Annotated in this window: 25 protein-coding genes; 15 read left to right on the top strand and 10 right to left on the bottom strand. The window is 65.8% G+C overall.

Annotated elements, in window-relative coordinates; translation table 11 throughout:
* Positions 1–11: 11 nt before the first annotated feature.
* From CH305_RS09510 to CH305_RS09500, 3 genes are read right to left on the bottom strand one after another with little or no spacing between them, the layout of a single operon-like run.
* Positions 12–677 (bottom strand): histidine phosphatase family protein, encoded by a 666-nt coding sequence (locus CH305_RS09510; RefSeq protein WP_094703514.1) that lies wholly within the window; start codon positions 675–677, stop codon positions 12–14.
* Positions 674–1,606, bottom strand: coding sequence for a prephenate dehydratase (gene pheA / locus CH305_RS09505; RefSeq protein ID WP_037152403.1), 933 nt, complete (start codon positions 1,604–1,606; stop codon positions 674–676). The genes CH305_RS09510 and pheA overlap by 4 nt, the downstream gene beginning before the upstream one ends.
* A gap of 9 nt (positions 1,607–1,615) precedes the next feature.
* A complete protein-coding gene (locus CH305_RS09500; RefSeq protein ID WP_094703513.1) occupies positions 1,616–2,338 on the bottom strand; it encodes a hypothetical protein in 723 nt (240 codons plus the stop codon).
* Positions 2,339–2,455: 117 nt separating this feature from the next.
* On the opposite strand from CH305_RS09500, the gene CH305_RS09495 reads away from it, so the two are divergent.
* From CH305_RS09495 to CH305_RS09475, 5 genes are all read left to right on the top strand, one after another.
* Positions 2,456–3,226: a DUF2470 domain-containing protein gene (locus CH305_RS09495; RefSeq protein WP_032381051.1), complete on the top strand. Its 771-nt coding sequence runs from the start codon at positions 2,456–2,458 to the stop codon at positions 3,224–3,226.
* 33 nt (positions 3,227–3,259) lie between these two features.
* Positions 3,260–4,069 (top strand): type II CAAX endopeptidase family protein, encoded by an 810-nt coding sequence (locus tag CH305_RS09490; protein ID WP_037152398.1) that lies wholly within the window; start codon positions 3,260–3,262, stop codon positions 4,067–4,069.
* Positions 4,070–4,711: 642 nt separating this feature from the next.
* Positions 4,712–5,989 (top strand): LCP family protein, encoded by a 1,278-nt coding sequence (locus CH305_RS09485; RefSeq protein WP_256983666.1) that lies wholly within the window; start codon positions 4,712–4,714, stop codon positions 5,987–5,989.
* Positions 5,990–6,050: 61 nt separating this feature from the next.
* On the top strand, positions 6,051–6,611 hold the full coding sequence (locus CH305_RS09480; RefSeq protein WP_037152396.1) for a ferritin: 561 nt from the start codon (positions 6,051–6,053) through the stop codon (positions 6,609–6,611).
* Between the two features lie 111 nt (positions 6,612–6,722).
* Positions 6,723–7,277, top strand: a complete 555-nt coding sequence (locus CH305_RS09475; protein WP_094703621.1) for a ferritin — start codon at positions 6,723–6,725, stop codon at positions 7,275–7,277.
* Between the two features lie 121 nt (positions 7,278–7,398).
* Here the strand turns inward: CH305_RS09475 and CH305_RS09470 are convergent, their stop codons facing one another.
* The 4 genes from CH305_RS09470 to CH305_RS09455 are packed head-to-tail and all read right to left on the bottom strand — an operon-like array spanning position 7,399 to position 10,494.
* The gene (locus CH305_RS09470) at positions 7,399–8,310 is read right to left on the bottom strand and encodes a DUF5926 family protein (protein WP_179278245.1); all 912 of its coding nucleotides are present in this window, start codon (positions 8,308–8,310) and stop codon (positions 7,399–7,401) included.
* Between the two features lie 10 nt (positions 8,311–8,320).
* Positions 8,321–9,094, bottom strand: a complete 774-nt coding sequence (locus tag CH305_RS09465) for a glycerophosphodiester phosphodiesterase (protein WP_037174835.1) — start codon at positions 9,092–9,094, stop codon at positions 8,321–8,323.
* Positions 9,091–10,143 carry a DUF4328 domain-containing protein gene (locus tag CH305_RS09460; protein WP_094703512.1) on the bottom strand — a complete coding sequence of 351 codons (1,053 nt, stop codon included), beginning with the start codon at positions 10,141–10,143 and terminating at the stop codon, positions 9,091–9,093. The genes CH305_RS09465 and CH305_RS09460 overlap by 4 nt, the downstream gene beginning before the upstream one ends.
* On the bottom strand, positions 10,144–10,494 hold the full coding sequence (locus tag CH305_RS09455; RefSeq protein ID WP_032381046.1) for a rhodanese-like domain-containing protein: 351 nt from the start codon (positions 10,492–10,494) through the stop codon (positions 10,144–10,146).
* A 277-nt stretch (positions 10,495–10,771) separates the two neighbouring features.
* Between CH305_RS09455 and CH305_RS09450 the strand changes: the two genes are divergently transcribed.
* Positions 10,772–11,743, top strand: a complete 972-nt coding sequence (locus tag CH305_RS09450; RefSeq protein WP_094703619.1) for an LLM class F420-dependent oxidoreductase — start codon at positions 10,772–10,774, stop codon at positions 11,741–11,743.
* A gap of 92 nt (positions 11,744–11,835) precedes the next feature.
* On the opposite strand, the gene CH305_RS09445 is transcribed toward CH305_RS09450, so the two are convergent.
* Entirely contained in the window at positions 11,836–12,897 is a 1,062-nt protein-coding gene (locus CH305_RS09445) for an acyltransferase (protein ID WP_094703618.1), read from the bottom strand.
* Between the two features lie 337 nt (positions 12,898–13,234).
* Here CH305_RS09445 and CH305_RS09440 point away from each other — a divergent pair, with 337 nt between their 5' ends.
* Positions 13,235–13,858: a superoxide dismutase gene (locus CH305_RS09440; protein ID WP_032380929.1), complete on the top strand. Its 624-nt coding sequence runs from the start codon at positions 13,235–13,237 to the stop codon at positions 13,856–13,858.
* 79 nt (positions 13,859–13,937) lie between these two features.
* Here CH305_RS09440 and CH305_RS09435 read toward each other — a convergent pair whose 3' ends face one another.
* Positions 13,938–14,858 carry a sucrase ferredoxin gene (locus tag CH305_RS09435; RefSeq protein WP_094703511.1) on the bottom strand — a complete coding sequence of 307 codons (921 nt, stop codon included), beginning with the start codon at positions 14,856–14,858 and terminating at the stop codon, positions 13,938–13,940.
* A gap of 1 nt (position 14,859) precedes the next feature.
* Positions 14,860–15,276 (bottom strand): hypothetical protein, encoded by a 417-nt coding sequence (locus CH305_RS09430; RefSeq protein WP_179278244.1) that lies wholly within the window; start codon positions 15,274–15,276, stop codon positions 14,860–14,862.
* Between the two features lie 200 nt (positions 15,277–15,476).
* Here CH305_RS09430 and CH305_RS09425 point away from each other — a divergent pair, with 200 nt between their 5' ends.
* The 8 genes from CH305_RS09425 (at position 15,477) to CH305_RS09390 (ending at position 23,169) form a co-directional block, all read left to right on the top strand.
* Positions 15,477–16,004: a hypothetical protein gene (locus CH305_RS09425; RefSeq protein ID WP_032401443.1), complete on the top strand. Its 528-nt coding sequence runs from the start codon at positions 15,477–15,479 to the stop codon at positions 16,002–16,004.
* Positions 16,005–16,211: 207 nt separating this feature from the next.
* On the top strand, positions 16,212–16,934 hold the full coding sequence (locus CH305_RS09420) for a TMEM165/GDT1 family protein (RefSeq protein WP_032380925.1): 723 nt from the start codon (positions 16,212–16,214) through the stop codon (positions 16,932–16,934).
* 32 nt (positions 16,935–16,966) lie between these two features.
* Entirely contained in the window at positions 16,967–18,151 is a 1,185-nt protein-coding gene (locus CH305_RS09415) for a sensor histidine kinase (RefSeq protein WP_094609028.1), read from the top strand.
* Positions 18,148–19,164 carry a hypothetical protein gene (locus tag CH305_RS09410; protein WP_094703509.1) on the top strand — a complete coding sequence of 339 codons (1,017 nt, stop codon included), beginning with the start codon at positions 18,148–18,150 and terminating at the stop codon, positions 19,162–19,164. The genes CH305_RS09415 and CH305_RS09410 overlap by 4 nt, the downstream gene beginning before the upstream one ends.
* 87 nt (positions 19,165–19,251) lie before the next feature.
* The gene (locus CH305_RS09405) at positions 19,252–20,547 is read left to right on the top strand and encodes an ABC transporter substrate-binding protein (protein WP_094703508.1); all 1,296 of its coding nucleotides are present in this window, start codon (positions 19,252–19,254) and stop codon (positions 20,545–20,547) included.
* Positions 20,544–21,449: a carbohydrate ABC transporter permease gene (locus CH305_RS09400; RefSeq protein ID WP_094703507.1), complete on the top strand. Its 906-nt coding sequence runs from the start codon at positions 20,544–20,546 to the stop codon at positions 21,447–21,449. Before CH305_RS09405 ends, CH305_RS09400 begins: the two co-directional genes overlap by 4 nt.
* On the top strand, positions 21,446–22,285 hold the full coding sequence (locus tag CH305_RS09395) for a carbohydrate ABC transporter permease (protein WP_032401447.1): 840 nt from the start codon (positions 21,446–21,448) through the stop codon (positions 22,283–22,285). Before CH305_RS09400 ends, CH305_RS09395 begins: the two co-directional genes overlap by 4 nt.
* Before the next feature lie 116 nt (positions 22,286–22,401).
* Complete coding sequence (locus tag CH305_RS09390; RefSeq protein ID WP_032380920.1) at positions 22,402–23,169, top strand: SDR family NAD(P)-dependent oxidoreductase; 768 nt, start codon at positions 22,402–22,404, stop codon at positions 23,167–23,169.
* Positions 23,170–23,183 lie beyond the last annotated feature (14 nt).

Here is a 23,183-nt window from a genome sequence, read left to right as displayed (position 1 = left end):
GTCTGACAGGCTCAGCTGATCGGGTTGTCGGCCTTCTCGCTGCCCTGGCCCTCGAACGGCGGCAGGAATGTGCCCCACTTACCGCAGGCCCAACCCCCGCCGGGCAGCGGCAACAGTTCCACCGTCTGGGTGTTGTCGAGATGGTTGTCGGCTGCGAACGTGCCGTCGACGCCGGCCAGTACCGCCGCGACCAATCTGATGGCGGCACCGTGGCTCACGACGACGACATCGCCGGCAGTGTCGTCGCCGAGGTTCTGCGCGCGCAGCGCATCGAGCACCGGCACATAACGCTCCAGCACCGAATGCCCGCTGTCTCCGCCCGGCACTGTCGCCGCCAGATCGCCGGTGTGCCAGCGATGGAAGACCTCGGTGAACTCCTTGTGCGCAGCGGGGTCGTCTCGGTCTTCGAGATCTCCGGCGTAGGTCTCCTGAATTCCTTCGGTCACCACGAGGGGAACCCCGGTTGCCCGCTCTATGTAGCCGGCAGTTTGCTTCGCGCGCAACGCAATCGAAGACACGAGGACGGCAGGTGGGTGCCCCACCCAGGTCCTGGCATAGCTTTCGGCTTGCTGGTGACCCAGTTCGGTCAACTCGGCTCCGGGCGGCGCGGTATCGAGCATCTTCGCAACATTGGCTTTCGTCTGACCGTGCCGCACCAGAATCAGCTTGCCCATCACAGATCACCGCGTCCGGCGCGAATATCGTCGAGCCACTGCACGTGCTCGTCGATCGGCGGCGGCACCGATCCACCCGTTCCCGTTGCGATGGGCCACGATCCGAGGAACCGCAGCGGCATCTTGCGATGGAATGCCGTCAGTGCTTCGGCGACGAGCGGATCCTCGACATGGCCCGCGCAGTCGACGAAGAATCGGTACGTGCCGAATTGCGAACGTGTAGGACGTGATTCGATGAACGTCAGGTCGATATTGCGAATCCCGAACTCGGCCAACGCCGCAGGCAGGGTGCCCGGGTCGTTGGGCGGCTCGAGCACCACGGCAGTGCGGTCTGCACCGGTGCGGGGGGCAACCGGCCGAGGTGGTGTCACCAGCACGAAGCGGGTTCGCGCACCCTCCACGTCGATGATGCCGTCGGCCAACGTCGGCAGCGACAGGCGCTCACCGGCCAACCGTGTCGACACCGCCGCGTCGACCATTCCGGCGGCAACATCTTCTGCCGCACCGGCATTCGACGAGGCCGACTGCACTGCCGCGCCGGGCATGGTGGCCTGCAACCACTGACGCACCTGATTGAGCGCGATGGGGTAGGCGCTGATCGTGCGGGCCGAATCCAGGGTGACGCCGGGGCCCCCGAGAATGGTGAAGGCCACCTCGATCTCGGTCTCGGCGACGATCTGCAACCGGCGACCCTCGGACAACGCGTCGAGGGTCGGCGGTACCGCGCCCTCGATCGAGCTCTCGATGGGAACGACTGCCGCGTCGGCGTTACCCGAACGCACGGCCTCGAGTGCCGCGGGCGGGCTCGCTGCCGTCACGCGCTCGACGGCACCGTCCAGGCCGGCGGCGGCGATGGTTCCGAGCTTTTCGAACTGCGCCAGCGCCATCTCCGTGAACGTTCCGGATGGGCCGAAATAAGCGATGCGAGGCACGCCTCGAGGTTACGTTGTCGACGTCCGCGAAGCGATCAAACCGACCTCGACGAGCCGTTCGCGGGCAGCGACGGCGTCGGCGATCTCGATTCCGAGCAGCACCTCACGCACCGCCTCGGCGGCCTCGGGAATCAAGGCCCGCAGCGCGGCGACATTCGGGGCGGCCAGAGCTGCGCTGATGTCGTCTCCGCGCAGCGATGCCACCGTCGCAGCGAGGATCGCCAGGACGTCGTCGCCGGTGTCGGCGCGGGCGACCAGGCCCACGTCTGCATGAGAGACCACAGCCAGCACGTCGGCGATGCGTCTCGGGGTATCGGCGACGCTGATGCCCGGAGTCCGGTGCGCGAAGACGACGGCCTCCGCGGTCTCGGCCACGTCGATGGCGTCGAACACCGGGAAGACGACCAGCGGCGAGGGCAACCGCAGCGCGAGCGCATCGGCGAGATGTTCCGCGGGGGCGTCCACGTCGAATCGGACCACCTCGTAGCCGCCGGTCCGACTTGCGCGGAGTTCGTCCGGGTCGATGTCGAGGTGCACCACGATGCGCCCGAGATCGGCCGTGTCCGTCATCGCGAGCAGAGTCGACGCTCGGACCACGGGCGGGCCGTACTCGGCCCCCTGCGGGGCGGCGTTCAGCTCGACGGAATCGGAGCAGATCGGCAGCAGCAACCCGTGCACGAGTGCGTTCGGGTCGGGTCGGTGTGGCACACCGAGGGTCAACGGAATCGGCACGCCCTCACCGTAGTCCCGGGATGCTCTTGCGATCCTCGCCACACCGGTATAACTTAGGGACACATTACTTAGGTATGCCTCACCTTCTTGCCCGGCCCGATCGCATCGGAGGAGCCCATGCTCGGCGCAACCACCACCACCGGACCGTCCACTGCCGAACGCGTGCGCAGTGCCTGCATGCGCGCCGAGGGTGCCGCCCTGGCCATCGACGGCAGCGACCCGGTGGTCACGTCCCTTCATCACCTGCGACCCAACGGCGAGATGATCCTGGCCGTCCCCACCGACTCTCTCGACGACGCCAACACCTGGCAATCCTCGCGGGCGGGCATTCCTGCCGTCCTCGAACTCACCGATCACGCGCCACTCGCATTACGTGAACCAGTGCGTTCGTTGGTGTGGCTGCGCGGCGATCTGCGTCCGGTCCCGGAATCGCTGATGCGTCCCATGGCCGGAGCCGTGGCCGCAGAACACCCGCACGCGGCCCTGCTCGACGTCGGTCACACCACCTCGCTGATGCGGCTGATCGTGAGCTCCGCAGTGGTCGCAGACAGCACCGGCGCAGAACCCGTCGACGTCGAATCGCTGCTGGCGGCCGAACCCGATCCGTTCTGGGAGATGGAGACGAGCTGGCTCGAGCACCTCGATTCCGACCATCCCGATCTGCTCGCCCAACTGTCCCGACGCCTCCCGCCGTCCCTGCGGCAGGGTCGAATCCGTCCGCTGGGTATCGATCGCTACGGAATTCGGCTGCGCATCGAGAGCGACTGCGGTGACAACGACGTCCGCCTGGGATTCGCCGAGCCCGTCGACGACGTCCTCTCGCTCAGTCGGGCCCTGCGGGTACTCGCCGGTTGCCCGTTTCTGAACGGCCTACGCGCTCGCGGCTGACGCACGTTTCGACAAACAAGGCAGACTCGTGCGGTGATCGACTTCAAGAGCTGGTTGACGCCACCGCCGCCGGAGCGCACGGCTCCCCTGCCCGACGCTCGCGAGCGCACGACCATCAAAGTCGAGATCGCGATCGTGCTGCTGGTGACGTTCGGCCTCAGCGGAATGAGCAGCATCCTCTCTCTCGTCGAGGACGCCCTACAGACCGCGGCACTGTCCGATCAGACCGTGGCACTGAACTCGTCGCGGTCGAGCTTCAGCCTGATCGATCTGTTGTTCCAACTGCTCAGCATTCTGCGGTTGTGCGCCTGGGGTGGCCTGGGTTTGTACCTGCTGTGGCGAGCCGACCTGGCACCGCGGGCAATCGGACTGGCCAGACCGCGCCTGAAGATCGACCTCGGTCACGGCGTCGGACTGGCGGCGTTGATCGGGCTGCCCGGGCTGGCGCTGTATCTCGTCGGCAACGCTCTCGGTTTCAATCTGAACGTCGTTCCCAGCGCCCTCGACGACCACTGGTGGCGCGTGCCGGCCCTGATCCTGTACGCGCTGGCCAACTCCGGTGCCGAGGAGATCATCGTCGTGGCCTACCTGATCTCCCGGCTACGCAGACTCGGGCTCGGTGAAAACAAGTCACTGCTGTGTTCGGCGCTGCTGCGCGGGAGCTACCACCTCTATCAGGGGGTGGGCGGAGGCATCGGAAACTTCCTGATGGGGCTGGTCTTCGGCCGCTACTGGCAGCGCACCGGCAGGCTCTGGCCGCTGCTGATCGCGCATGCTCTGATCGATATCGTCGCCTTCGTCGGCTATGCCCTCCTGCGCGAACATCTGTCGTGGCTCCCCTGAATCCAGACCCGATCCAGGCGCGAGGAACCATGCTGTTTCCGCGCCGACAGCTACAGTCGATCCGTGAACGACGACGATCGCTACGGACGGCACGGCGCGCCGGACCGGCGCACGCCGCCTCCCGGTCGCACGCCTCCTCCAGGTCAGGCACCCCCTCCAGGTCAGACCCCGCCGGGGCGCACGCCGCCCGACCGATCGATGCCGAGTCGTCACGGCCGACCCGATCCAGCGCCCCAGCCCGGTCCAGCAGCTAGACCCAGCCCACCGCAGCCCGGTCCAGCAGCTCAGCCTCGTCGCGCCGAGGGGCAACCCCCGCAGCAGCCAACCCGCCGGCAGCCGCCCGACCAGCAGCGCCCCAATCCCCAACGCCCCAATCCCCAACGCCACAACCAACAGTCACCGAACCAACAGCCTCCTGGCCCCAACCGGCCCGGCCAACAGTCCCCCGGCCAACAGTCCCCCGGCCAACAACCACCCGGCCAGCGGCCCTTCCGACAGCCGTCCGCCCAGCAGCCGCCGCCTCCTCGCGGGTATCGCCCCGGCCAGCCGCCACCCGAGCGAGGACCGCGCCAGTACAACCCCGAGCGTCCGGCACGCGGCCTCCCCGTCCCACCGGGTCAGGTACCTGAAGGCACCGAGTTCATTCGGCGCGACGGCCGGCCTGTCGCCGGGCCGCCGCGCTCGGCCGCGGCCCAGCAGGCGTGGTCGCAGGCTCCGGAACCCGGTTCGGCACAGTCTCGTACACCCCGGTCCGATACACCCGATACACCCAATTCGACGCGTCAGTACTCACGATCCGCGGACGAGCAGCAGGGCCGCACCGGGTATGCCCCGCGCCAGCAGCCGGAGCCGTACACCGAGGAGCGCAAGCAACCCGCAGCGCCTGCACAGCGCCGGCCGGAACCCGCCAGACCACAACCGGCTCGACCACAACGAGATTCGCGCCCACCCAAGGTCGCGAAGCCGCGCAAGCGCAGACGCTGGGGTCGACGTTTCCTGATCGTGCTGCTCGTTCTCGTGCTGGGAATCGGCGGCGTCGTCTACTACGTCGACAGCTCGTTGACGCGAGTCGGCGCCCTCACCTCCTACCCTGGTCGCGTCGGAGACACTCCAGGCACCAATTGGCTTCTCGTCGGGTCGGATTCACGGGCAGGCCTCACGCCGGAGCAGGAGGCCACGCTGGCCACCGGCGGCGAGGTGGGCCCGAGCCGCACCGACACGATCATCCTGATCCACATTCCCGAGGGCAGCGGGGCGACCACGATGGTCAGCCTGCCTCGCGATTCGTACGTGTCCATTCCGGGCAACGGCGAAGACAAGCTCAACGCGGCCTTCGCATTCGGTGGACCGTCACTGTTGGTACAGACGGTCGAAGGCGCGACCGGGGTGCATATCGATCACTACGCCGAGATCGGCTTCGGCGGCTTCGCCGGGATAGTCGACGCGGTCGGCGGGGTGAACGTGTGCGTGCAGAACGCAATCGACGATCCGTTGGCGGGCATCAACATTCCCGCCGGCTGCCAGGATCTCACCGGGTCCGAGGCGCTCGGGTTCGTGCGGTCCCGCGCAACCGCGCTGGCCGATCTCGACCGAATGAACAATCAACGGGCATTCATGTCCGCACTGCTCGAAAAAGCCACCAGCGCATCGACTTTCCTCAACCCACTGAAGCTGTGGCCGCTGGTGTCCGATACGGCGTCGTCGTTGAGCGTCGACGAGGGAGACCACATCTGGAACCTCGCCGCGCTGGCCTGGGCGATGCGCGGAGGTCCGGTGACCACGACGGTACCGGTCGGCGGATTCCAGGACTCCGACGTCGGAAACGTGCTGTTGTGGGACGACACCCGCGCACCGGCATTCTTCGACGCCATCGCCCAGGATCGCGAAATTCCACCGGATCTGCTGACCGGCGGGCCCTGAGCCGCCGAATCGGTCGTTCCTGCAGGCTCCACTCCCACCCGAGACCGGTAGGTTGTGGACCATGACACTGCCGTCTGCCCAGCCCGCCGTGACGCCCGGTGCGTCGTTCCACGATCTACTGCGCGCTCAGGTGCGGCACGAGTTCACCGCATCGCAGCAGTACGTCGCGATCGCGGTGTGGTTCGACCGAAACGATCTACCGCAGCTGGCCACCCGCTTCTACGCCCAGTCCGCCGAAGAGCGTCGGCACGCCATGATGATGATCCGGTTCCTCATCGACAATCGACTCGATGTCGACGCGTCGAGCATCGGCGACGTGGTGACGGCGTTCGAGTCGGTGGTCGAGCCGGTGGAATTGGCACTGGCACAGGAAACGACGGTGACCGAGCAGATCACCGCGCTCGCGCGGGCTGCCCGGGCCGAGGGCGACTACATCGGCGAGCAGTTCACCCACTGGTTCCTCACCGAGCAGGTCGAGGAGGTGGCGGCGATGCAGAGTCTGCTCAACATCGTCCGGCGAGCCGAATCCAACCTGTTCGACATCGAGCAGTACGTCGCCCGAGAAATCGGTGGATCGGTGATCCGCGCCACCAATGCCCCGAAAGAGGCCGGGAGCGCGTAGCTTGCGCCCTGCTCAGAGCGGACATTTAGGATCCACTGTATTAGGCTACGTTCGCCTCAATAAGGTTCGACTTGGATGACAACGCCTCTGACCAGGCATATCGTCCTCGTCATGAGCATAGATATCAAAGAAACCAGCCACACCAAGTTCCATGCACTTCTTCGCGACCAGATTCGCAACGAGTTCAACGCCTCGCAGCAGTACATCGCCACCGCTGTCTACTTCGCGAATGTCGACCTGCCGCAGCTGGCCAAGCACTTCTACGCGCAGTCGGTCGAAGAGCGCAACCACGCGATGATGATCGTGCAGTACTTCCTCGATCGCGACATCACGGTCGAGCTGACCGGCGTCGACGCGTCGAAGTCCGTCTTCACCGATCCTCGTGAGGCCATCGCCCTGGCGCTGGCGCAGGAAGAGACCGTCACCGACCAGATCATCGCGTTGGCGAGCACCGCACGCGAAGAGGGCGACTACCTCGGCGAGCAGTTCATGCAGTGGTTCCTCAAGGAGCAGGTCGAGGAAGTTGCCAGCATGAAGACCCTGCTCAACATCGCAGATCGCGCGGGCCACAACCTGTTCGACCTCGAGCAGTTCGTTGCCCGCGAGATGAACACCAGCGTGGTCGCCGACGCAGGCGCACCCACCGTTGCCGGCGGATCGCTGTAAATCCCGCCGCAAGTAGCGCGCTCATACGGGTGGCCGCCCGAACAAGGATTCTTGTTCGGGCGGCCACCCGATGTAGGTTTCCGAGCAATTCGTCTCGACCGCGTATCCCGGCCGGAAGCCGTCAGCGCAACGTGACCTGACGACCGCGCAAGCCGTCACGTGAGCGCAGCTGCGCTGCAGTGAGCGGAGCGTCGACAGCGAGAGCTTCGCTCAGCTTGTCTCCGAATTCCTTTGTGGGCGAGGCCCATTCGGTGGGGTGCATCTCGGGATCGAGATCGAACACCGGCACCAGCAATCCGTGCGTACGGAACGAACCGGCGTAGCGCGATCCCTCGCCCAGGTGCAGATCGCCCGCAGCGTGCAGCCGAGCGAGAGCGAGCATCACATCGTCTTCGCCCTCCGGCCGAACCCAGCGGATGTGCGCCTTGTCGCCCGCATCCACCCACCAGGCCGCGACGACGCCGTCCGCTTCGATCCGTGCCGACGGCATGATCGCTTGATTCGCACGCTCCACAGTGGCGGTCACATCGGCTGCGGGAGTGGCACTTTCGGGAATCCACCAGTTGAAGTCCTGATGGACGGTGATCTCGAGCAGCGCGGACGCGTCGAGCACCTCGGTCAACGCTGGGGTGCTGTCGGTGATGTTCGCGGCTTCGAGCGACTCGCCCGCGGAAGCAGTGGACACCCAGCCGAGTGCGCTACTGATATCTGCTGCAACGTCTTTCGACTGCGTCTGCACCTGCAGGCCGACAAATCCCTCGACGGTGCCCGCGTCTTCGCGCACCAGTGCCGCAACGGCACCGGGCAGCACCGTTGCCAGCGTGATGGTGCGACCGTCCACCGTGATCGGCGCGGTTGCCGTTGCCGACGGGACGAACTCGCGCAGCGCTACCAGATCGCATTCGGCGGCCAGGCCCTCGAACGGGCGGGTCGACGCCGAGTCGATGCTCGCGCGCTCGGCCTCACGCTGCGCCAGCTTCGCCGCTCGGTTGCTTCCCTGCTTCGGTCCACTGTTTCTTTTGCTCTTACCCACGCCCGAAAACCTACACGTTCTTCGATTCGAGCCAGGCTCGCGTTCGGCCGGGGTGGTTGGTGGCGATCCATCCGACACCGAGTTCGCGGCACAGGTCCACGTCCTCTTTCTCGTCGACGGTCCACACGTAACTCGCCCGGCCCGACGCGGCGGCGCGGTCGATGATGCTCGGGTGCTCGCGCAGCGCACGGATGGACGGTCCGACCGCGGTGGCACCGACGGTCGTCGCCGCTCCTCCGCCGAGGTAGTGCGAACTGTCGCCGAGGAGCACCGTCGGGAGCATCGGGGCAGAGCGGCGTACCCGCCAGACCGCCGACGGTGCGAACGACATGATGACCGCTCGCGAGTGGTCTGCCGATGCGGGCGCACCGATGCCGAACTTGCCCAGCTCCTCGAGTACCGCGCTCTCGATCAGCGAGCCGTAGCGCACGGGATGCTTGGTTTCGATGAACAGCTTGACCGGCTTGCTGCTCCAGTCCAGCACGAGTGCGATGAGGTCGTGCAGTGTCAGGAGTTCGGCGGGTTCGTCGGGCTCGCCGTAGTTCAGCTGCGCAAGTTCGGCGAAATTCATCTCGCTGACGATTCCGGTGCCGTTCGAGGTTCTGTCGACACGACGGTCGTGCACGCACACGATGTGACCGTCCTTGGTCAGTCGTACATCGCACTCGACGCCATCTGCTCCCTCACGCAGCGCCAGGTCGTACGCCGCGAGGGTGTGTTCCTTCTTGGCCGCCGAGGCACCGCGATGTGCGACGACGAGCGGGCCGCGGCGATCGGGACTCACGACGCCGTCACCGCTTCGTGCTCGACGGGCTCTACCTTCGAGCGCTCGGGACCGGTCGCCTCGATGTCGGTGGCCTTCGGGGAGGTGGCCTTGCCCGCGGCCATGACCCATCGGGTAGGACGCGCCAAGGCCGATCCGCGCAGCGTGCGGCCCTCGAATCGGCGCATCACCGCCAGGGTGAGCACGGCCGAACCCGCAGCTACTGCCGCAACGACCGCCGACAGGAGAACTCCATCGGCCCGGGCTTGCAGGCTGCCCTGCAGATTCCACAGCAGTTGGACGACCACCAGCGCGTTGCTCGCGGCCCAGAGACCCCACCAGATGCGCACCAGAAACAGCTCGCGGTGTACGTCGGCCTCGGTGTCACCCCGCAGTCGGGCCAGCTCGGTCAGATACACCCCGGGCATGACGATGCGCACGAGCGGCAGCATCGACAACAGCAGCATCCACCGCACCGATCGTGGATCGGTCGCGCCCGCTGCGGCGAAAGCGAGCCGACGTTGCCGGATCAACCAGCACGACGAGCCGATGAGAGCGAACAGGCCGACGACGAGCGAACCCACCTGAGCGAAGTACACCAACGCGTCGGATACGGCCAGGGTGATCGGCGAGACGAGTCGGGTGCGGTTGTACAGCAGAATTCCGTAGCGAAACACCTCGGCGAACGCGCCGAGAGCCAGCAGCAGCGCGGTGACGAAGACGAGCAACTGCGCGTTCGCGGCGTACTGCTCGACGCGTCCCACCGGCCGACTCGCCTCCGGATCGCGCGGGATGTCACGCAAGCCCCAGGTAGGCGTCGAATCGTAGTGCGGCGTCGGCGTCGGGGCTGCGGTTCGAGTCGTGCGAGCGAACGTCGAGCGCGATGTCGCCGGTCGTGCGACCCAGCGGAAGTTGCGCCGGCCCTGCGCAGGCGCTTGGGTCGACACCGGCGAGAGCAGGACGCCGTGGCAGCGGGGGCACCACGTGCCCGGCCGTGCACCGACCGCCCAGCGAGTGCTACAGCGGGCACAGACCTGGAACGCCTGTGCGCGTCCCCGCGGTGCCGTCATCTAGATGATTCTCGGTTCGTGGGAGTCGTCGTCGCGTTCGATCGGTCGACCTGCGGCCTGCCAGGCGAGCATCCCACCGTCGACGTTGATCGCTTCGAAACCCACTCGGTTCAGGTATTCGACGACGCGGGCCGACCGACCACCGGCTTTGCAGACGACGTAGACCTCGGATTGATTGTCGATCTCACCGGCGCGGGACGGAATGTCACTCATCGGGATGTGCACGGCATCGGGCGCGTGCCCGGCCTGCCACTCCTCGGGTTCACGTACGTCGAGCAGCAGTGCCGTCTCGGGAAACGGCACCGGGAGTCGGTCGACGGTGACGGCGGGCGGCTGCTCGGGGTGAGACACACCTCGATCTTGTCACGGCCTCGCGCGGGGCTGCCACCCGTGTCCCGACGACCCGAGCAACGCGGCGCTATGACCTACGTCACTCACGCCACAGAAGTTATCCACAGTATCCACAGGTTGATGCACAGAATCGGGGCCTGTGCCGGTTTCTATCCACAGGTCAGAGCGTCGAGTCGGTCTCGCGGTGTACCGAGTACCAACGCAGGTTGTGGATCGATGGTGATTTGACACAGCGACCGTCTGCGGTCCGGTGGAGGCGCTGTTTAGGCTGGCGAACATGACTTTCCCATCCCAGGTCGTTCCGCAGGCTCCCCTCCCGTCCGTAGAACTGCGCGTCTTCACCGAACCGCAACAAGGTGCCACGTACGACGACCTCCTCCGCGTTGCGAACGCAGCCGAGGAGTTCGGCTACGGCGCATTCTTCCGATCCGACCACTACCTCGCGATGAGCGGCGACGGCGGTCCCGGGCCCACCGACGCCTGGATCACGCTGGCAGGCCTGGCCCGCGAGACGTCGACCATTCGGCTCGGCACACTCGTCACCTCGGCCACTTTCCGCTACCCGGGGCCACTGGCCATCAGCGTCGCGCAGGTCGACGCCATGAGCGGCGGCCGCGTCGACCTCGGCCTCGGTGCCGGCTGGTTCGAGGACGAGCACAAGGCCTACGGCATTCCATTCCCGCCGCTCGGTGAGCGTTTCGACCGGCTCGAAGAGCAACTCGCCGTCATCACCGGACTCTGGGACACCCCCGTCGGCGACACGTTCTCGTACGACGGCACGCACTACCCCGTCACGGACTCCCCCGCGCTCCCCAAGCCGGTGCAGACCCCGCACCCACCCATCGTCATCGGCGGCGGCGGAAAGAAGCGCACTCCGGCACTCGCCGCGAAGTACGCCGACGAATTCAACATCCCCTTCGCGTCGCTGGCCGACACCGAGACCCAGTTCGGTCGCGTCCGCGCTGCTTGCACTGCCGCCGACCGCGATCCGGACTCCCTCGTCTACTCCAACGCCCTCGTCCTGTGCTGCGGACGCACCGAAGAAGACATCGCTCGACGCGCCGCCGCCATCGGCCGTGAGGTATCGGAGTTACGCGAGAACGGTGCCGCGGGCAGCCCCGCCGAACTGGTCGACAAGATCGGCAGCTTCGGAGCCGTCGGAGCCACCCGGGTGTACCTGCAGACCATGGATCTCAGCGATCTCGATCACCTCGAACTCGTCGCCTCCGAGGTTCTCCCGCAGCTCTGACCCCCAGAAACCGGCCGCCCGAGTCCACTCAACGTGACATTGACCCCCGAAAAGGCCACCAAATGTCACATCGAGTACCCAGGGGGCCTCGGTCAGGCGGCGGATCGAGCACGTAGGCGTGCGTAGGTCGAGCTGATATGTCGAGCCGCGGGCAGTTCGATCCAGCGGTACATGATTTCGGCGAGTGCGGCTGTGCCGGCGAGGAAGGCCAGCACGGCGACGCTGGGGCCCAGGTGCGGCTCGACGGTGGCGTAGATGCGGTACAGCACGAGGGTGTGGATCAGATAGATCGCGTAGCTACGCGTGCCGATCCAGTGGACGACGGGCCAACGGGTGATGGGCCCGTCGTATCGGGCCAGGATCAGGACGATGCCGGTGATGACCAGCAGGGTCCACAGGTAGGTGTCGCCCATCCAGAAGGTGTGGACGTCGATGGAGAGTCGGATGACTTCGATCTGCGCGATGACACCGACGACCACCCATCGCCAGCCGACCAGCTTCGCCCAGCCGAGGTAGATGATCTGGCCGAGGAACAGGGTCGGTAGTACGCCCGCGACCTTCGTCAGGAACGGGATTGTGTAGGGCTGCGGCAGGTACAGGTTGTAGGCGATGACCACAGCGCACAATGCAGCTCCGACCAGCGGCACCACGATGGGCCGAGTACGCAGCGGCCCGCGCATGGCAACGCAGTAGATGTAGAACACGATTTGCACGACGAGCGTCCAGGTGACGCCGAGGACGGCAACTTCGGGTCGGAGAAAGAAGCCGCCGAGGAAAAAGCTGAGCACGGCCTCGCCGTTGGTGATTCCGGGTTGACCGCTGAACATCCCGTTGAGGCCGAGTTTGACGAGGATGACCGCCAGCGCGACGGCGAACCAGAGTGCAGGGACGAGGCGGGCGAGACGCGCGACCATGAAATCCCGACGCGAGTGCCGCATCGCCGATCGGGTGATCAGCAGGCCGGTGAGCAGCATGAACATACTGACACCGACGAAGGACAGGTGCAGGTTCAGTCCGGCGTCCTCGATCAGGACCGTGTTGACCACGTCGATCACCCACCAGCCACCGCCGATGTCGTCGATCAGATAGAACGAAATGTGTGAGTACAGGACTGCGAAAACAGCGATGACGCGGAGGAGGTCGGCACCGTTCATCTGAACTCGGGGCGCGGTGACCGGCTCCACGACGGCGGAGTCCTCGACCGTATTTCGGCTCGGTCGGTCCCCTTCCACACCCGCGAGTTTAGGTTCCGTTCAACTTCAGGACCAATCCAGACCCGCTCCGCAACTGTTTCGTGATATTCGGAGCGAATTCTCAGCCGCGAATTCCGTTGCCTTGTTCACGTGAATTTATTCCGAGAAAAGCATCTCGGTTACAACGGTTGCACAAGGGGTAGGAATGAGATTGGGTTGAACCCTACGAAAGATCCGAAGTAGGACGAACGTGCCCGCATCACGCGATGGGTACGGCGTCGTTAGAGAAGGGAACCACGTGTCCGAGTACACCTTGCCCGACCTTGATTTCGATTACTCCGCCCTCGAGCCGCACATCTCGGGCGAGATCAACGAGCTTCACCACTCCAAGCATCACGCCACCTACGTGGCAGGCGCGAACACCGCCCTCGAGAAGCTCGCCGCAGCACGCGAGAACGACGATCACGCTGCCATCTTCCTGCACGAGAAGAACCTCGCGTTCCACCTCGGTGGCCACGTGAACCACTCCATCTGGTGGAAGAACCTCTCGCCCAACGGTGGCGACAAGCCCGAGGGTGAGCTCGGTGCCGCGATCGACGACCAGTTCGGTTCGTTCGACAAGTTCCGCGCACAGTTCACCGCTGCCGCCAACGGCCTGCAGGGCTCCGGCTGGGCAGTGCTGGGTTACGACTCGCTGGGCAAGAAGCTCCTCACCTTCCAGCTCTACGATCAGCAGGCCAACGTGCCGCTGGGCATCATCCCGTTGCTCCAGGTCGACATGTGGGAGCACGCCTTCTACCTGCAGTACAAGAACGTCAAGGCCGACTACGTGAAGGCGTTCTGGAACGTCGTCAACTGGGCCGACGTCCAGGCTCGTTTCGAGGCCGCCACCTCGAAGACCCCGGGTCTGATCTTCCCGTAGGTTTCGAGATTGCCGTAAGTCGCGCAATCGCAGACAGGGCCACCGCATCCGTTGCGGTGGCCCTGTCTCGTTCGATAAGTCATGCGCTCCCGGCTGCGGGAACCGACCGAATCGACGTGACGCCGTGGTCGGGCGTCGCGAATGCTTCCGAGCGGCAGGTCGTCCTACGCGAGGTCTCGGGATCGGGCGTCACGTGTACCTGCACCGATCCCGACGCTGTCACCACGACGACATCGGACCCGCCGCTGGACGAGGTGACCTCGGCCGGGTGCACGTCGTCGATTCCGGTAAGGCCGTACTCGGTTCGTACTGCGTGTTCGGCGATCTGAGCGGCCGTGTCGTCGGTGCAGCGGCCCCGGTAGTTCTGCAGGGTGAGCTGCCCGCGGTCGTGACCGTCCACCACGGCCTGTGCGTTTGCCGGGTCGAGGTTGCCGTAGTAGCTGCCGTCCGGCAATGCCACCATGCCTGCTGCGTATCGGTCCCCGCCCAGATGCGTCGATTCCCATACCCGCCCATTCGGTCGATTCAGGGCAGCCGCTACCGGCCGACCGAGCACCGCGCAGCACGGGTCCTTCTTGCCGTGCGTGCAGACGAGGTACAGCCGCTGGTCGACGCGGATCCCGGTGCCGGGTGGGGTGCCTTCGGCGGCGGCTTCGAGCGGTAGTCGAAGTATTTGCTCGAGAGTGTCGATCGTGTACTGCTCCAGCCATGCACTGCGGCGACCCGAATGAACCAGGAACACCCGACGTGTATCGGTGGGTTCACGCCTGCCGTGAGTTTCTCGCACGAGTTGAGGGCGAACGCCGACGGCCTTGCAGCGCCGCGAGAGTTCGGTACCGATCCGGCCCAACGGACCCTCCGGATCCCACGGTTCGCGACCCCACGGGCCCCGATGTTCGATCAGTACCCAGCCTTCGGCCCTCGCTGCTGTTCCGCGGAGCGACTCGTTGCTCGCGCGCGCCACCGCAGCGCAGCCCACCCAGCGTTCGGATGCAGGCATATCAGTCTCCGATCTGCGACGCGGTGTCGATCAGAGCGCGGGCGGTCAGCACCTTGCCGAAGAGAAAATCCTTCGACGGCAGCTCGATCACCCGAGCACCGAGACCGGTGAAGAGCGGGTTCTGTCGTAGCTGTGCCACGGCATTCTCCGTCCCGGCGTCGGTCAGCAGGAGGATGTCGTCGGCCGCCAGTACATCGATCAATTCCGGACTGACGTCGAGGGTCTGCACCGCGTCCGAACCGCGGTCCTGCTGCGCGGGGGCTCGGTAGCCCAGATCGGCCAGAACCGAGTACGGGAACGATCCGTCCTGGGTCATGTATCGCAACGAGTCGGCTCGCACGCGCGCGACGGTCAACGTGCTGTTCTCGCCAGGTGCGCGCGCCGCGGATTCGTCGACCGCTCGGCGATAGTCCGCCAACAAGCCATCAGCGCTCTCGCCGAGCGGATCCTCTGTTTTTCACCGCAGCAGCGTATCGACCGCCGATCCGCCGTGGGGCGGCTACGTTTTTGGCTGGCACTCTCCCCATCTTGTGTGCCAGCCGTTTTCGGGTCATCCTTCTCCTTACCCAACGTCGTGTACCCGGCTTCTGCCTTGTACCTGTCTGGGAGGGATGCGCAATGGACGATCGAAATCTCATCGGTGTCTCGCCTTTTCACGCCGCCGGTCTGCTGCGCGGGTTCGTGATCTCCGGCCGTTGGCCGGACACCACCAAGGAGTGGGCCCAGTTTTTGGCGCTGGCCGTTCGGGTTGCGTCGATGCCGGGTCTGTTGGCGACGTCGACGGTGTTCGGGGTGCGGGAGGAGTTGCCCGAGGATCCCGAGCCGGGGACGGTCGGCCTGGTGGTGGCCGAGGGACCGGTGATCGGCGATTTCGCGTTGGCACCCGGACGATTCTCGGCCCATCAGCCGGCCGCGTTGCTGATGTTGCATCCACCGTCGGAGACGACGCCCTCACTTCCGGAGTGCGCGGGCGCTGCCTCCGGTTGTGTTCTGCTGCCGGGTCTTCCGCATCTCGGCCTCGATCACCGGGCTGCGTGGGTGGAGGCCGAATCCGACGGCACCGTGACATCGATGGTCAGTCGGGTCGGCCTCGATCCGATCAGCGATCCCGACACCGCAGTTTTGGCAATGCTCCTCGCCTCCTGACCGCTCCCCGCACACGATTTTTCGGGTGCCCAAACTTATTGGCGCATTGGACAATTCGCGAAACGGCACTTAGAGTCGTCTACAGCGAAGGGGAGTAGCCCCCAATCAACGTGTCGACATACTGGTCGTAAAACTGCGACCCGGCACCTGAACCGGTTCTTCCGGTGGGCGAGACCTTCGGTCCGTTCGACGACCGAGGAGTCTGCTGTGCTGTCCGCATTGTTGTTGAGTTTCGCTGTCATTTTCGTGGCCGAGTTGGGTGACAAATCCCAGCTCATGGCCATGACATTCGCTCTGCGCTACAAGTGGTACGTCGTCATCGGCGGCATCACGGTCGCCACCACGATCGTGCACCTCGTGTCCGTCGCGGTCGGCCACTTCCTCGGCGTGTCGATCCCCACCGAGGCCATATCGATCGTCGGCGGCATCGCATTCGTCATCTTCGGACTCTGGACGCTGCGCGGCGACTCGTTGTCCGACGACGAAGGCGCGAAGGCCTCCCGCGTCACCAAGTCCGCCTTCCTGGCGATCGCTTCGGCGTTCTTCCTCGCCGAGCTGGGCGACAAGACGATGCTGGCGACCGTCACTCTCGCTGCCGACAACGACTGGGTCGGCGTCTGGATCGGCTCGACGATCGGCATGGTCGCGGCCGATGCGCTTGCCATTGTCGTCGGTGCGGTTCTCGGAAAGCACTTGCCGGAGCGCATGATTCAGTACGGCGCTGCAATCCTGTTCTTCGTCTTCGGTGCCGTCCTGTTCTTCGAGGGCCTCATGCCGGGCACATCCGCGCCGTACATCGCAGCGGGAGTGGTCGTGGCGATCTCCGCCGTCATCGTCGCGGTGCTTCGCGCCAAGGCGTCCCGCACCGAGTCCTCCAGCTCCGACGGGTCGCACGAGATCGAGCAGCAGACCACCACCGAAGACGCCTGACCTTGGTTTACACTCCTCCCTCGGAGGGGTGAATGGACGACGAGCAGCAGGTGGCCGGAGCCGACGCGGCGCACCGTTCGACGGATCGACTGATCAGAATTTTCGGCCGTTTTGTCGGTACCGGCTATCTGGTCTATCTGCTGCTGTTGATTCCCGACATCGGGCGCAGTAGCGAAGCAGTTCCCGGTTGGTGGACCCCGGTCACCGTGGTGGTCGTGTTCGGCAGCGGTTTCGCGTTCGGAGCCTCCACCTTTCATCCGAGCATCACTGCCATCAGGATCGCCGGTTCGGTTGCGGCGTCGGCATTCCCGATCATGGCCCTGCTGTGGTGGGCCGCCTGGGACGGCACCGCCTTCGATCAGGCCGGGACATTTCTCGCGGCGTTCCCCGGCCTTGCGGCGCTCGCCGCTGCCACAGTGTGGCGTCCCGTTCCGGCGTTCGTCCACATGACCGTCAGCGTTGTTATCGTCCAACTCACCAATCAGGCTCTGCGAGAACCGTTCCCGCGCAGCAACATCGTTGCGGAGATCTTCTTCGCGATGATGTTCTGCACGGTGTTCGTGGCGGCCACACTCGCCGCGGTACGCACCGGACGCATTCTCGATGCCACCATCTCCGAAGCACACAGCGACGCGGCACGGGCGGCGGCGGCCTCCGCGCGCGAAGTCGAGCGTGAGCGGTTCGACGCGCTGATCCACGACGAGGTCATGTCCTCGCTGCTCGCCGTCGCGCGCCATGGCCGCACCCCGAGTCTGGCCCGCCAGGCCCGGTCGGCACTCGCCCATCTGGACGATCTGACCACCGGTACCGTCTCCGACAATTTCTCAGCCGACGAGGCTCTCGCTCAGCTTCGTTCCGCCGCAACGACGGTCGACGAGTCGATCGAATTCACCGTACAGGCGGAAGAGCCCGAACGATCGGAGGACTACCCGGCCGACGTCGTCAGATCCGTCGCTGCAGCTCTCGCTGAAGCACTGCGCAACAGCCGAATTCACGCACCGGCGTCGAACCGATCGGTCACTGCCCGCGTGGGCCCGTCGTCTCTGCAGGTCACCGTTCGTGACGACGGTGCGGGCTTCGATCGGCGCTCGGTGCCGCCCCACCGACTGGGCGTCGCCGTCAGCATAGAGGGCAGGATGCGTCAGCTCGACGGCGGATCGGCCGACATCGAGTCCTCCAGCGCCGGCACCATCGTGCGGTTGGGTTGGAAAGGATGAACGGCCAGGACATCCGCGACCTGCTGTCGATGAAGTCGACGGCCGCGTATGCCGTCGCAGTGTTCTTCGTTCTCGCGTGTGCCGTGTGCGCCGGCGCAACGCTCGACGGGGTCTCGCCGGTGTGGCCACCGTTCGCGGCGGTTCTCGTGTTCGCGGGAGCCGTCACCCTGTTGCTCGGCGCTTCGGGCGATCCATTGGGGGTTCGCTCGACAGCATTGCTCACCGTATCGGGTCCGGTCGCCGCGACGTCGGTCTTCGCGGTGCTACCGGTACCACTGACCGGAAGCCTGCAGACCTGGCCGTTGGGCATGTCCGTGGTGATCTACACCTTCATGTGCGTCCGCGGCCGGACACCGGCCGCGTGGCTCGGGTTGGTGCTGACCATGGCCGTCGCCATCGGGTGGGCGGCCGTGACGGGCCAGGGCGTGCTGTACGGGCTCTCGTTCAGCGCCATCAACGTCGCTCCGCTGTTGATGGCCACATTCTTCGCCTTCACCATCCGCCCCTTGGCCGCAGCAATCTTCGAGTTGCGCACGCAGTCCACGGTGCGTATCGCATCCCGAGCCGCCGCGGCTGCCGTCCTCGAGGAGCGAGACGCGCGTCTGGCCAGTCTCGACGCATTGGCCCGGCCGCTGCTTCAGCGCATTGCCGACGGCCCCGATCCCACCGACGAGGAAGTGCTCGCGTGCGTCTTGCTCGAAGCGGAGCTGCGAGACTCCCTGCGCGCCCGCGGCCTGGTGCGACCGGACCTCGCTCGCGCCGCGAGATCCGCCCGGGCCCGAGGGGTCGAAGTGATGATGCTCGACGACCGAGCCCCGGCCACGCTGAACGACGACGCACGCGACCGCATCGTGGCCGCCGCGTCGAACAGCCTGGACGGTGCCCACGCCGGGTCCGTCACGGTCCGGCTCCTCCCTCCCGGACGCCCGGTCGCGGCCACCGTTCTGCTCGACGACCTCGGCGACAGCGCACGGCGAATCGAGTACGACGACACCGGTCGAATCAGTAGCTGAACGCCGGGTTTGGGCCGAGACCGTCGTGGTTACCCTGCGGCGGACCAGTAGGTCTGTACAGCCGCTGCCGGTGAATGGAGCCCCGCCATGCCTCTCGATCGTCGATCGTTCCTGATCGGATCCGGTGCCGCCGCCGTGCCGCTGCTGCTGGCGGGGTGCGGCTTCGTCAAGTCCAGCCCGTCGCAGCAGGCCGAGGGCACACTGACGTTCACGACGTGGGGCACCGATGCCGAGTTGGCCGGCTTCCGTGCCTCGATCAGCGCATTCGAGGCGGCAAATCCCGGGTCGACGATCACCCTCAACGCGGTGCCGTACGAGCAGATGTTCACCAACATCGACGCCCAGCTGCAGGCGGGCAACCCACCCGACATCTTCCGCGTTCCGTATTACACGTTCGGCGCATACGCCGGCCGAGGCCAACTGCTGGATCTGTCGCCGCTGTTGGCGTCGGACACACGGGATCAGTTCACACCGACAGCGTGGGCCGCAGTGCAGAACGGCGGAATCCCCTACGGCCTGCCGCACCACACCGATACCTCGGCAATTCTGGTGAACCGAAACCTGTTGTCGCAGGCTGGTATCGACTCGGTCCCAACCAATCTGGACGACGCCTGGACGTGGGAGGAGTTGGCGTCGATCGGCGATCGACTGCGTTCATCGCTGCCGACCGACAAGTATCCGTGGGCCTACAACTGGCAGGGCAATGGTGTCACCCGTTGGCTGAGTCTGCTGTTCCAGGCCGGTGGATCCTTCCTGGCCGAGGATCAGAAGACTCCACTGATCGACTCCGACGAGGCGCGCCGGGCCGTCGAATTCTCGTCGTCCTTCTTCTCGAAGGGCTACGTGCCGGCCAACAACACCATCGCGTCGTCGAGTTACGCGAGCGAGGCGTGGTTCTCTCAGTCGGTGGCCATGGTGTGGTCGGGTGCGTTCCAATTGCCCGACGCCGATGCCACGGCCAGCTTCGATTGGACGGCCACCTATGCACCGCGAGATCGCCGGGGCGGCGGCGACTTCGGCGGCAACGCACTCGTCGCCACGTCGCAGACCTCGCAGCCCGAGTTCGCGGCGTCGTTCCTCGAGTTCGTCACCCAGCAGGAGCAGATGCGCAACTTCTGCAAGGCCGCCTCGCTGCTGCCCACGCGCACCGACCTTCTCAACTCCGACCTCGAATTCGACATCCGGTCGGAGCTGGCCCCGATCTTCGCGGCGCAAGCGACCACCGTGCAGCCGCAGGACGCAGCGCAGGTGGCCTCGCCGTCGATGTCGGGAATCATCCCGGTGCTGAAGGAGCAACTCGATCTCGCGTTCGCAGGCTCGCAGGACGCCGCTGCCACCGTGTCGGCATTGCAGACCGGAATCGCCGGGGTCACCGGCGCATGACGGCCACACCGAACCTCACACCCAAGCGGGCAGGTGCGCGCAAAGAAGCGTTCGCGGCCGCCGGATTCCTGGCCCCCAGCTACGCACTGTTGGCCGTGTTCGTCCTCGTTCCTCTCGTCGCCGCGTTCGTGGTCAGCCTGCAGCAGACGGACGGATTCGGTGCCGGAGAGTTCGTCGGAGCGGCCAATTACGCACGTCTGGTGGAGGATCCACTGTTCTGGCGGGCGCTGATCAATACGCTGGTGTTCACCGCGTTGGTCACTCCGCTGTCGATGCTGTTCGGCCTGATCGCTGCGGTACTGCTCAATTCCGCGTTACCTGCGCGGCCGTTGTGGCGCTCACTGGTGATCCTGCCGATGGCCGTCTCGGGCGTGGCGACCGGACTGATCGGCATTCTGGTGTTCGACCAGAACTCGGGCGTGCTCAACAATCTGATCGAATTCCTCGGGCTGCCCGCTATCGATTGGCAGTCCTCGCCCGGACCGGCTTTCGCGTCGATCGTCATCGCCACGGTGTGGTGGCGCACCGGGTTGAACATGCTGATCTACTTGGCCGGCCTCCAAGGCCTCGGTCCCGATCTGTACGAGGCGGCCAGGCTCGACGGCGCGAACGCGTTCCAACGCTTCCGGAACGTGACGGTGCCGCTGCTGGGGCCGACGTCGTTCTTCCTACTGGTGCTCAACGTCATCTACTCGTTCCAGGTGTTCGATCTCGTCTTCGTCCTCACCGGCGGTGGACCAGGTGGGGCGACGTCGGTGCTGGTCACGTACGCCTACGAGACGGGCTTCGTCACCCGCGATCAGGGTTACGCCGCGTCGATCGGCATGGTGCTGTTCCTGTTCGCCCTCACCTTCGCCGCCGCGCAGTGGCGCGCGAGCCGAACGAAGGATCTGGTCGAATGAGCGGGCCGAGGAACGCGTCCGCTCGCCGGGCAATGGTGCTGCGCACCGTGATCATCGCCGTCATCGGTCTGATCACCGTGGCGCCGCTGTATTGGATGCTCGCCGTGGCATTCTCGACTCGCGGCGAGTTGCTGGGCGGGGGCGAGCTACGGTTGTGGCCACGCCAGGTGACGTGGGAGAACGTCACCCGCGTGTTCGATTCGTTCCCGGTCGCGACGTGGCTCGGCAACTCGATCGCCATTGCCGTCGTGGTCACGATCATCACCGTGGTCACGAGCCTGCTCGCGGGATATGCGTTCGCGCACTTGAATTTCCGATTCTCCACGCCGTTGTTCTTCGTTGCGCTGGCCACCTTGGTGCTGCCGGTGCAGGTGATCATGGTGGCGCTGTTCCGCATCGTCGTGGGGCTCGGCCTGTACGGCACGTACTGGGCGGTGATCCTGCCGAGTTCGGCGTCGGCGTTCGGCCTGTTCCTCGCGCGCCAGTTCATGCTCGGCATTCCGCGTGAGCTGCTCGAAGCGGCGCGTCTCGACGGTGCGGGGCACTGGCAGATCTTCCGGCGCGTCGTGCTGCCCCTGTCGGGTCCCTTGATCGCCGTACTCGCCTTCATGAGCCTGCTGCAGTCGTGGAACGACTTCGCGTGGCCGCTGATCGCCCTGCGGGAGAACGAGCTGTTCACGCTGCCGATCGGCCTGCTGTACCTGCAGGGTCAGGCGAACAGCGACTACGGTGCCACGATGGCATTCGCGCTGATCAACGTCGTACCGATGGCGCTGCTGTTCCTGTTCTTCCAGAAGTACTTCATCGCCGGATTCGCGCGCAGCGGGATCAAGTAGGTCCCCTTCAGGGCGCCTGAGGGTGGGTGAGGTGCCCCGCCGGTTATGGTGCAAGCGACTACGAGGTCGCAGCCTGTGCCGTGGCCCGCCACCGTGAGCGAAGAGGATCGTACGACGTGGAGATTTCAGGAACAGCAGCACTTGTCACCGGTGGGGCGTCCGGCCTCGGAGCCGCAACGGCCGCTCGTCTGGCCGCCGCGGGAGTGACCGTATTCGGCCTCGACCTGCCGCAGTCGATCGAGCGCGCCGGAGACAGCGTCCCGGCCGGGGTGACTCTGCTGCCCGCGGACGTCACCAGCGAGGCCGAGGTCGAGGCCGCACTGGACACCATCGTCGAATCCGGTGTGCCCCTGCGCATCGTCGTCAACTGCGCGGGCGTGGGCTGGGCGGGTCGCATCCTGTCCAAGAAGGGACCGCACGATCTCGAGCTGTTCCGCACCGTCATCACCATCAACCTGCTCGGTACGTTCAACGTGATGCGGCTGGCCGCGAACCGGATGCAGTCGCAGTCGACCGTGGACGACGCAGGCCAGCGCGGCGTCGTCATCAACACCGCATCGGTGGCCGCATTCGAGGGTCAGATCGGCCAGATCGCCTACACCGCCTCCAAGGGCGGCGTGCACGCGATGACCATCACCGCGGCCCGCGACCTGGCCCAGGTCGGCATCCGCGTCAACACCATCGCCCCCGGCATCGTCGACACTCCGATGCTCGCCGGCGTCACCGAGGAATACCGTCAGGGCCTCGAGGCGTCGGTGCCGTTCCCCTCTCGCCTGGCTCAGCCCAGCGAGTACGCCCAGCTCGTCCAGATGATCGCCGAGCATGACTACCTCAACGGAGAGACCATCCGCATGGACGGCGCTATCCGCATGGCTCCGCGCTAGACAGCCGTCGCGTG

It is taken from the genome of Rhodococcus sp. 15-649-2-2 (assembly GCF_002258645.1).
In the GTDB taxonomy this organism is placed as follows: domain Bacteria; phylum Actinomycetota; class Actinomycetes; order Mycobacteriales; family Mycobacteriaceae; genus Rhodococcoides.
This window is presented reverse-complemented; position numbering and strand designations above follow the sequence as displayed.